6 protein-coding genes and 1 pseudogene are annotated in these 10,011 nt (G+C 71.9%); 3 read left to right on the forward strand and 4 right to left on the reverse strand.

All coding sequences use genetic code 11. The features are described from left to right. Window positions 1-24 precede the first annotated feature (24 nt). The gene (locus tag ACFXAE_RS09565) at window positions 25-1,968 is read right to left on the reverse strand and encodes a tetratricopeptide repeat protein (protein WP_384710617.1); all 1,944 of its coding nucleotides are present in this window, start codon (window positions 1,966-1,968) and stop codon (window positions 25-27) included. 133 nt (window positions 1,969-2,101) lie between these two features. After that, on the reverse strand, window positions 2,102-2,974 hold the full coding sequence (locus ACFXAE_RS09570) for a nucleosidase (protein WP_384710600.1): 873 nt from the start codon (window positions 2,972-2,974) through the stop codon (window positions 2,102-2,104). A gap of 28 nt (window positions 2,975-3,002) precedes the next feature. Between ACFXAE_RS09570 and ACFXAE_RS09575 the strand changes: the two genes are divergently transcribed. After that, window positions 3,003-3,542: a hypothetical protein gene (locus ACFXAE_RS09575; RefSeq protein ID WP_384710603.1), complete on the forward strand. Its 540-nt coding sequence runs from the start codon at window positions 3,003-3,005 to the stop codon at window positions 3,540-3,542. Window positions 3,543-3,607: 65 nt separating this feature from the next. Beyond that, window positions 3,608-5,974, forward strand: a pseudogene (locus tag ACFXAE_RS09580) (tetratricopeptide repeat protein); the annotation flags it as partial. A 10-nt stretch (window positions 5,975-5,984) separates the two neighbouring features. Here ACFXAE_RS09580 and ACFXAE_RS09585 read toward each other — a convergent pair. Together ACFXAE_RS09585 and ACFXAE_RS09590 are read right to left on the reverse strand one after the other, a co-directional pair. Further along, entirely contained in the window at window positions 5,985-6,689 is a 705-nt protein-coding gene (locus tag ACFXAE_RS09585) for a response regulator (protein WP_384710606.1), read from the reverse strand. After that, on the reverse strand, window positions 6,686-8,329 hold the full coding sequence (locus ACFXAE_RS09590; protein WP_384710609.1) for an ATP-binding protein: 1,644 nt from the start codon (window positions 8,327-8,329) through the stop codon (window positions 6,686-6,688). Before ACFXAE_RS09590 ends, ACFXAE_RS09585 begins: the two co-directional genes overlap by 4 nt. A 157-nt stretch (window positions 8,330-8,486) precedes the next feature. Between ACFXAE_RS09590 and ACFXAE_RS09595 the strand changes: the two genes are divergently transcribed. Next, window positions 8,487-9,884, forward strand: a complete 1,398-nt coding sequence (locus ACFXAE_RS09595; protein ID WP_384710612.1) for a cation:dicarboxylate symporter family transporter — start codon at window positions 8,487-8,489, stop codon at window positions 9,882-9,884. Window positions 9,885-10,011: the final 127 nt, after the last annotated feature.

Raw genomic sequence — 10,011 nt, forward strand, 5'->3', positions numbered from 1 at the left:
GTGGGAGTCGGCCCGGGCGGGGAGCTATTCCGGTAGTTCGGCGGCGCGGGCGCGGGCCTGGGCGGCTTCGGTGGGGGCGTTGGCGCGGGTAAAGGCATTGGCGGACTGAAGGTAGACGGCCCGGGCCTCGACGGGGCGGTCGGCGGCCTCGTGAACGAGGGCCAGGTTGTGGAGGATCCGCCCCTCGCCGTACCAGTCCTCGAACTCCCTGCAGATCTCCAGGGACTTGCCATACGCCTCGATTGCCTTCTCTATCCGGCCTGCCTCGCGCAGGGCATTGCCGAGGTTGTTCCACGCAGTGGCCTCGCGGTGGCGGTCTCCGGCGGCTTGGTATAGGTCGCGTGCGCGAGTGTGGGCGTCGAATGCCTCCCTTGCCCGGCCCGCCCCCTGCAAGGCGCTGCCGAGGTTGTTCCACGCCATGGCCTCGCCGTGACGGTCTCCCATGGCCTGGTTCAAGTCGCGTGCGCGGGTGTGGGCGTTGATCGCCTCCTCTGTCTGGCCTGCTTCGCGCAGGGCGCTGCCGAGGTTGTTCCATACAACGGCCTCGCCGTGGAGGTCTCCGGTGGCCTGGTACAGGTCGCGGGACCGGATGTGGGCGTTGATCGCCTCCTCTGTCTGGCCCACCTCCCCCAGGGCGTTGCCGAGGTGGTCCCACGCAATGGCCTCGCCCAGCCGGTTCCCGGCAAGCTGTGCGGCTTCCCGAGCGGCCTCCGCTACGGTGATCAAGTCGTCGAAGTACCGCCGCCAGTCCAGGTACACCACCAGACACTGGGCCAGCCACACCGCCGCGCCCGCGAACCGATCCTCCCGCCCCCACCCCACCGCCGCCACCAGACCGGATCGCTCACCGTCCAACCACGCCAACGCCTGCCACCGGTCCCCGAATCGCTCCGGCTCCTCCCTCCCCGGCAGCCACCGCAACCGGTCATCAGCCGCTTTTGCCCACCGCACGTAGAACCTCAGCACCCGCTCCCGCGCAGCCTCTCCCTCCTCCCGCAACCCCGCATCCCCCGCCACTACACCCGTCCCGAACACCCGCACCAAGTCGTGCAACCGCCACCGCATGGCGGAAGCCGTCCCGTCGCAGCCTCCTACTGGCGTAACGAGATGTCTGGCGGCCAGATCCTCCAGCAGCGACAGCACGGACCCGGTGTCGAGGTCGGCAAGCGCGGCAACCGCTTCCGTGCCGGTCTCCGCGCCTGGTGCGAGGCAGAGCAGGCGCAGCAGCCGGGCCCGGTCGGGCGGCAGCCGCCGGTACGAGGTTTCCAGAACAGGCCGCAGGACGAGTGAGCGTCCATAGAGGTCGGTTCCAGGACTGCCGTGGTCGAGGACGGTGGTCGCGTCCCCGGCCTCCTGGATCTCGGCCACCAGAGAGGCGATGCCCCGATGACGACGCCGACGCAGCATCCCCGCCGCGATCTGGAGGGCCAGAGGTAAATGACCGCAAAGATCAGTCAGTTCACACAGTGCGTCGGGTTCACGCGTCGGGCGGTCGTCCCGTTCGTCGGTGTCGTGCAGGGCACGGGTCAGAAGAGCGACGGAGTCGTCCGGGGGGAGCGTTTCCAGGTCGATCAGGCGTATCGAAAATGCGTCCGGCCGATCCCGCGAGGTGATGAGCACCCGGTGGTGGTCCGTTCCGGGCAGGAGTGGCAGGTACTGGGCGGGATCCGAGGCGTTGTCCAGGATCAGCAGCATCCTGTCCCGTCGTTCGGCGAGGAGGGCGCGGTACGCGTCGTACTGGCGGTCCGCCGTCGGCGGCAGGTCCCCGTCCCGTACACCGAGCGCGTCGAGCAGGGCCAGGACCGCCTGATCGGCCGTGACCGGGTCGTCGTCGTACCCGCGCAGGTCCACGAAGAGGGTTCCGCCCGGGAACCAGCCCCGCGCATGGGCCCGGTGCGCCGCCTCCACGGCCAGTGCGGTCTTGCCGACGCCGCCCATCCCCGTGACGGCGAAGACGAGGAGCGGCAGCGCGGCCGTGTCGTCCTCGCCGGGGGAGAGGTGCGGGAGCAGGCGGTCCAGTTCCGCCGACCGGCCGGTGAAGCCCAGCGGGCGGGGTGGGAGGGTGGCGGTCGCTCGCGGGACCGGGCCGTGGACGGTGCCCCTACCGTCGCCCGTCGCTCTTGCCGGTGACCGGGCCGTAGAAGGTGCCGCCCCGGAAGTCGATGTGGTCTCCGCCGTACGTCGCTCCGCCGTCCCCGCGCCGATGGGGACCCTCCTCGGAGCCGGAGGGAACGGAAGAACCCTCGCGCGGCCGGTGCTTGTGCAGCACCGCCACCGTCACCGCAGCAGCCTGCTCGGCGGCGCGCTTCTGTGAACCCGAGGCGTCGGCCTTGTGCTTCTTGGCGTCGGCCCGGTCGCTGATGCCCCTGATCACCAGGGCGTTCAACCGGCCGTTCAGGTGGGCCGCCAGAAGTGCTCCGGAGCCCTCCATCTCGATCGCGCCCGCGTCGTTGTAGTTCTTGCGGAGGAAGCGGGCGATCTCGGACTCGGCGTCCGCCAGGACGACGTCGCCCGTGGCGATCGGCAGGAAGTGCGCCCGTACGTCGGGCATGTCCCGCACGGCGGAGCGGGCCGCCTGTTCGAGTGCGTGCGAGCCCGGCAGGGCCTTCGGCCGGACCAGGAAGCCCTCCGGCGTCTGCCTGCCGCCGTGGATCTCGTACACCTGCGTGCCCACGACGACGTCGCCGATCCCGACGTCGTCCTTCAGACTGCCGGCGACGCCGACGAAGAACACGGCCTCGGGGTGCAGCCAGTTGATGAGCTGGGTGGTGAGAGCGGCGGCCCGCTCGGCACCCATGCCCAGCTCGGCGAGGGCGACGTGCCAGGAAGTGCCAGGTAGTTGGCCCCTCTCGACTCGGGTCCCGTCGCGGTGCACCAGCTCCTCCCGCTCCTCGACGTGCGCGCGGACGGCGGCGTATTCGAGCGGAAGTGCGGTCAGGACCAGAACGGTGGGCCGGGTCTCCTGCATAGTCATAAGTTATAGCTGGGAGAAGGGGGATCGAGTGCCGGAACAGGACCTCACCGTCGGGCAGTTGCTGCTCGCCGAGTACCAGAGCGTGAAGGACGAGCAGAAGGCGAGGATCGGGTTCCGGGACAACCTCCTCTACGTGACGCTGGCCGTCGTGGCCGCCGTCATCGCCGCCGCGGCCCAGGCGAAGCAGCCCTCGATGCTCCTGGCGCTGCCGCCGGTCTGCCTCGTCCTCGGATGGACCTACCTCGTCAACGACGAGAAGATCTCGGCGATCGGTCTCTACGTCCGGGACGATCTAGGACCCCGGCTGGCCGCCCTCGTGGCGCACGGGGGTGGTTTCACGACGTTCGGGTGGGAGGCGTACCACCGGAGCGACACCCGGCGCCGGTCCCGCAAGGCGATCCAGACCGTGATCGACCTGACGGCGTTCTGCGCGGTACCGCTGGCCGCCCTGGTCGTGTTCTGGGCGAACGGCGACGGTGGCGGGCTGATGATCACGCTGTCGGTGCTGGAGGCGCTCGCCGTGGCAGGGCTCGGCTCGCAGATCGTGTGGTACGCGAGGGCGGCGTGAACGTCCTTTCCGCGCACTATCTTCGACGCACGGTCACGAGTCGTTGACGGGGGCGAGTACGGCGTATGGAAGCGGCACTGCTGACGGCCCTGGCCGAGGGCGCGGGCGGGGACGGCGGACGCCGGGCGGTGGAGGAACTGGCGCGGGCGGTGGGGCTCGACGCCGGCGCATCAGCCCGGGACATCGCCGAGGCGGCGGCGGACCCGGTGCGGCGGGAGGTCGTACGGGAGTGGGGCGAGGCGGTGGCCGACCTGCTCGCCGCCGATCCGCACGGCGTCGCCGGTGCCGTCGCGCGGACCATGGAGCGGTCCGCGCCAGGAAGCGGGACGTCCTGGTACGACGGCGATCACACCGACTTCCGGGGCGGGGTCTTCCTGCGCGAGGTGGTCGGCGTGCAGGTCGTGATCCAGCAGGGCGGGGCCGCCGTCCCGGAGGCGATGGCCGGCCTGCCGCCAAGACCCGGCGGGTTCACGGGCCGGGAGCAGGAGACGGAGGAGTTGCTGCGCGCGCTGGACCCGGCCGGGACGCAGCCGGCGGCGACCCTCGTCGCCGCCGTGTCCGGTCTCGGCGGCATCGGCAAGACCGCGCTCGCCGTCGAGACCGCGCACCTGGCCCGTGAACGGGGCTGGTTTCCCGGCGGCGTTCTCTTCATCGACCTGCACGGCTACGACCGGGAGCCCGTCACCGCCGACCGTGCCCTCCAAGCCCTGCTGCGTGCCCTCGGCACCCCGCCGGAACACATCCCCACCACGACGGACGAGCGGGCGGTGCTCTACCGCTCCACGCTGGCTACCCGGGCTCACGAGCGCGGTGCGGTGCTGGTCCTGGTCGACAACGCCTCCTCGCCGGACCAGGTACGGCCCCTCCTGCCGGGCGATTCCCGGCATCATGTGCTGGTCACGTCACGCGACCGGCTGCCGCAATTGGGCGCGCGGCTCGTTGCCCTGGACCAGCTCGGTCCGAGGGAGGCGTACGAACTCCTCGACCTTGCCCTGCGGATGGCCGACCCGTCCGACAGCCGGGTGGCCGACGGTCCCGACACGGCCGAGCGACTCGCCGGCCTCTGCGGGCACCTCCCGCTGGCTCTGCAGATCGCGGCGGCTCTCCTGGTGGAGGACCCGGACAAGCCGGTGGCCGAACTCGTGGCGGAACTGGCCGCGTCCCACGACCGTCTCGACCACCTCGACGACGGTGAACGCAGCGTCCGCGCCGCCTTCGAGCTCTCCTACCGCCGTCTGCCGCCCGAGCAGGCCCGGCTGTTGCGCCTGCTCGCCCTCGCGCCGGGGCCCGAGGTGAGCGACGAGGTCGTCGCCGCGCTGGTCGGTGTCGAGGAGCCTCCGGTGCGTGACCTCAAGGCGTTGGCCCGTGCACACCTCGTTGAGCGGGGGAGCGAGCGCGGACGGTGGCGGTTGCACGACTTGGTGCGGGTGTTCGGCGCGGGTGCGGTGGCGGGTGATGCGGAGTTGCGGGAGGAGGGGGAGGCGGCGCGGGAGCGGGTGCTGGAGTCCTACGCGCGGTGGGCGAAAGCGGCTGATGTCCGGTTGCGGTGGCTGCCGGGGAAGCCGGTGCCGGAGCGGTTCGGGGACCGGTGGCAGGCGTTGGCGTGGCTGGACGGTGAGCGGGCGGGTCTGGTGGCGGTGGTGGGGTGGGGTCGGGAGGAGCGGTTCGCGGGTGCGGCGGTGCGGTTGGCCCAGTGTCTGGGGGTGTATCTGGACTGGCGGCGGTATTTCGACGACTGGATCGCCGTCGCGGAGGCGGCGCGGGAGGCCGCGCAGCTTGCCGGGGACCGGCTGGACGAGGCCATCGCGTGGAACAGCCTCGGCAACGCCCTGCGGGGGGTGGGCCGGGCGGGGGAGGCGATCGACGCTCACAGCCGGGCCCGCGACCTGTACCAGACCGCCGGTGACCGTCACCGCGAGGCCATCACGTGGAACAACCTCGGCAACGCCCTGCGAGCTGCCGGCCGGGCGGAGGATGCGATCGACGCCTACAGTCGGGCCCGCGACCTGTACCAGACCGCCGGTGACCGCCATGGTGGGGCCATCGCGTGGAACAACCTGGGCAACGCCCTGCGGGGGGTGGGCCGGGCGGGGGAGGCGATCGACGCTCACAGCCGGGCCCGCGACCTGTATCAGGCCGCCGGTGACCGTCACCGCGAGGCCACGGCGTGGAACAACCTCGGCATCGCCCTGCGGCATGCGGGCCGGGTGGAGGAGGCGATCGAGGCGTACGGCAAAGGTCTGAAGATCTTCCGGGAGTTCGAGGACTGGTACGGCGAGGGACAGACCCTCAGCAACCTGGCCCGCGTCCACAGGGCCGCCCACCGCCCCGTCGAGGCCCGCACCGCCTGGCTCCAGGCCGCCGACGCCTACACCCGCGCCACCGCCCCCACCGAAGCCATTCAAGCCCGCGCCTATGCCGCCGCCCTGGACACCCCACCCCCTAACGCCCCTTCTCCGCCCCCCGAACCCACCGATAAACCAGCTCCGGCCGCCCCACCTGCCCGTAAACCGGAGCCCGCCCGGCCCTCCCCGCCTCCACCAGGTGCTCCAGGTACCGCCGGGCCGTGATCCGGGAGATCCCCACGGCCTCGGCGACCCCCGCCGCGGTCAGCCCGTCCTCCGCCTCCCGCAGCACCTCCGTCACCCGCTCCAGCGTCGGCCCGCTCAGCCCCTTCGGCAGCGCGGCCGGCGCCGGTGCCCGCAGCGCCGCCAGTGCCCGGTCCACCTCGGCCTGGCCGCTGGCCTCGCCCACGGACGCGCGGAACTCGGCGTACCGCACCAGCCGGTCCCGCAGGGTCGCGAACGTGAACGGCTTCAGTACGTACTGCACGACCCCGAGCGACACCCCCTCCCGCACGATCGCCAGATCCCGTGCCGACGTCACCGCGATCACGTCGGCGTGGTGGCCTGCCGCCCGCAGCGAACGCGCCAGCTGGAGTCCGTGCACATCGGGCAGGTGCAGGTCGAGGAGGAGCAGGTCGACGGGGGTGCGGTCCAGGGCCCGGCGGGCCTCCGCGCCGGTGTGCGCCTTGCCGACGGCGACGAAGCCGGGCACCCGGCCGACGTACATCACGTGGGCGTCGGCGGCCACCGGGTCGTCCTCGACCACCAGCACTCTGATGGGTTCCCCGGTCGTCCCGGTCATACGGCACCCCCCGACCCCTTCGCGACAGCGGTGTCCCTCAGCGGCAGCCGTGCCTCGAACACCGCGCCGCCCCCGTCCGCGGACGTCACCGACAGGGAGCCGCCGTGCCGGCCCGCCGCCTGCCGTACGAGCGCCAGGCCCAGCCCCCGCCCGCCCGGACCGGACGGCTTGGTCGTGAAGCCGCGCTGGAAGACCGCCTCCGCGTGGTCCGGGTCCACTCCGGGGCCGGTGTCCGAGACCCGCAGGATCAGCTCCGAGCCGTCCTCGTCCGTCTCCGTCAGCGCCGTCGCCGTCACCCGCGGGTGCACCCCGCCCTGCGCCGCGTCCACGGCGTTGTCGATCAGGTTGCCGAGGATGGTGACCAGGTCCCGGGCGGGCAGGGTGTCCGGGAGCAGGCCGTCGTCCAGGCGGCTGTCGTCCGACACCACCAGCTCCACGCCCCGCTCGTTGGCCTGGGCGGTCTTGCCCAGCAGCAGCGCCGCCAGCACCGGTTCGCTCACCGCCGCCACCACCTGGTCGGTGAGCGCCTGCGCCAGCTCCAGCTCGGCGGTGGCGAAGTCCACCGCCTCCTCCGCCCGGCCCAGCTCGATCAGCGAGACCACGGTGTGCAGCCGGTTCGCCGCCTCGTGCGCCTGCGACCTGAGCGCCTGGGTGAAGCCGCGCTCGGAGTCCAGCTCGCCCATCAGGGACTGGAGCTCGGTCACGTCCCGCAGGGTCACCACCGAGCCGCGCCGCTGGCCGCCGGTGACCGGCGAGGTGTTCACCACCAGCACCCGGTCCGCCGTGAGGTGCACCTCGTCCACCCGGGGCTCGGAGGCGAGCAGGGCGCCCGTCAGCGGTGCCGGGAGGCCCAGCTCCGCGACCGGTCGGCCCACCACGTCCTCCTCCTGGTCCACGCCCAGCAGCTCCCGGCCGCCGTCGTTGATCAGCGCCACCCTGTACTGCCAGTCCAGCATCAGCAGTCCCTCGCGCACGGCGTGGAGCGCGGCCTGATGGTAGTCGTGCATGTGGCTGAGCTCGGTCGCGTTCATGCCGTGGGTGTGCCGGCGCAGCCGGGCGTTGATGACGTACGTGCCGATCGCGCCGAGTCCGAGGGCGCCGGCCGCGACCGCGAGCAGCGCCGTCAGCTGTCCCCGGACGCGCTGGCTGATCTCCTCGACCCTTATGCCGGCGCTGACCAGGCCGGTGATCCGGTCACCGTCCCGGACCGGGGTGACCGCCCGGACCGACGGGCCGAGGGTACCGGTGTAGGTCTCGGTGAAGGTGCGGCCCCGGAGCGCCGGGGCCGTGTGGCCCTGGAAGAGCAGGCCGATCTGGCCGGGATCGGGGTGGGTCCAGCGGATGCCCCGAGGATCCATGATCGTGACGAAGTCGACGTCGGTGCCCCGCACCACCGCCAGCGCGTACGGCTGGAGCCGCGACGACGGGTCGGAGGCGCGGATCGCCTCCCGCACGGAGGGCGAGTCGGCGACCGCACGGGCCACCGCGGTGGCCTGGCGGCCCGCCGCCTCCTCGGCCTGGCTGCGGTCGCTGACGTACGAGAACAGCGCGTACCCGGCCACGACCACCGCGATGAGCACGGCCTGCATGGCGAAGAGCTGGCCCGCGAGACTGCGGGGCCGGGGGACGGGGATGCGCATGCCGCCAGTCTGCCCCCGGGGTCCGCGGTGAACTAAATGAACGGAAGGGTGACCGCGCTCACAAGGCACGACATAGTCACGGCGTTCCCCGAAAACCCATCCCCCGGACGTGAGCCGCACGCCGGTGATGCCGACGACGTCGTCAAGGAGGGCCGCCGTGACCAGCACATCCGCTACGGCACCTGCCGAACCCGAGGCCAAGCGGGACCGCACGCACTATCTCTACATCGCGGTGATCATCGCGGTCGCCCTCGGTATCGCCGTCGGTCTGATCGCCCCCGACTTCGCGGTCGAGCTGAAGCCGATCGGCACCGGGTTCGTGAACCTGATCAAGATGATGATCTCGCCGATCATCTTCTGCACCATCGTGCTGGGCATCGGCTCCGTGCGGAAGGCCGCCAAGGTCGGCGCCGTCGGCGGCATCGCGCTCGGCTACTTCATGGTGATGTCGGTCGTCGCGCTCGCCATCGGCCTGGTCGTCGGCAACATCCTGGACCCGGGCACCGGCCTCGCGATCACCGACTCGGTCAAGGAGACCGGTCACGCCCAGGTCGACGCGGAGGCGAAGGGCACCACCGAGTTCCTGCTCGGCGTCATCCCGACCACCATCGTGTCCGCCTTCACCTCCGGCGAGGTCCTGCAGACCCTGCTGGTCGCCCTGCTCTGCGGCTTCGCGCTGCAGGCCATGGGCAACGCCGGCCAGCCGGTCCTGCGCGGCATCGAGCACATCCAGCGCCTGGTCTTCCGCGTCCTCGCCATGATCATGTGGGCCGCCCCGATCGGTGCCTTCGGCGCCATGGCCGCGGTCACCGGCTCCGCCGGCCTGGACGCGCTGAAGAGCCTCGCGGTGCTGATGCTCGGCTTCTACATCACCTGTGTGCTGTTCGTCTTCGTGGTGCTCGGCGCGATGCTGCGGATCGTCGCCGGCCTGAACATCTGGACCCTGTTCAAGTACCTGGGCCGTGAGTTCCTGCTGATCCTGTCCACCTCCTCCTCCGAGTCGGCGCTGCCGCGCCTCATCGCGAAGATGGAGCACCTGGGCGTCAGCAAGCCGGTCGTCGGCATCACCGTCCCGACCGGTTACTCCTTCAACCTCGACGGCACCATGATCTACATGACCATGGCCTCGCTGTTCATCGCCGACGCCATGGGCACGCCGATGTCGATCGGCGAGCAGATCCCGCTGCTGCTGTTCCTGCTGGTCGCCTCCAAGGGCGCCGCCGGTGTCACGGGTGCCGGCCTGGCCACGCTGGCCGGTGGTCTGCAGTCGCACAAGCCCGCCCTGGTGGACGGCATCGGCCTGATCGTCGGCATCGACCGCTTCATGAGCGAGGCCCGCGCCCTGACCAACTTCGCGGGCAACGCGGTCGCCACGGTGCTGGTCGGCACCTGGACCAAGGAGATCGACAAGGAGCGGGTGGCCGAGGTCCTGGCCGGCCGCGCCCCCTTCGACGAGAAGACGCTGCTCGACGACCACGGCACCGGCGGCGACGCCGACGAGCCCCGCGCCGCGCTGCCCGAGAAGGGCGGCGAGAAGGAGCTGGCCAAGGCCTGACGGCCGACGCCGCACCCCACGGACCCGGGCGGCTGGGACACTCCCCCGTTGCTCAGCCGCCCGGTCACCGGAGGCTCGACACCCGTCTTCGGGCCTCCACTGCCGCCGAGCGGCCGGACTCCACCCC

The sequence above is a fragment of the Streptomyces sp. NPDC059454 genome, from assembly GCF_042749965.1.
GTDB lineage: Bacteria > Actinomycetota > Actinomycetes > Streptomycetales > Streptomycetaceae > Streptomyces.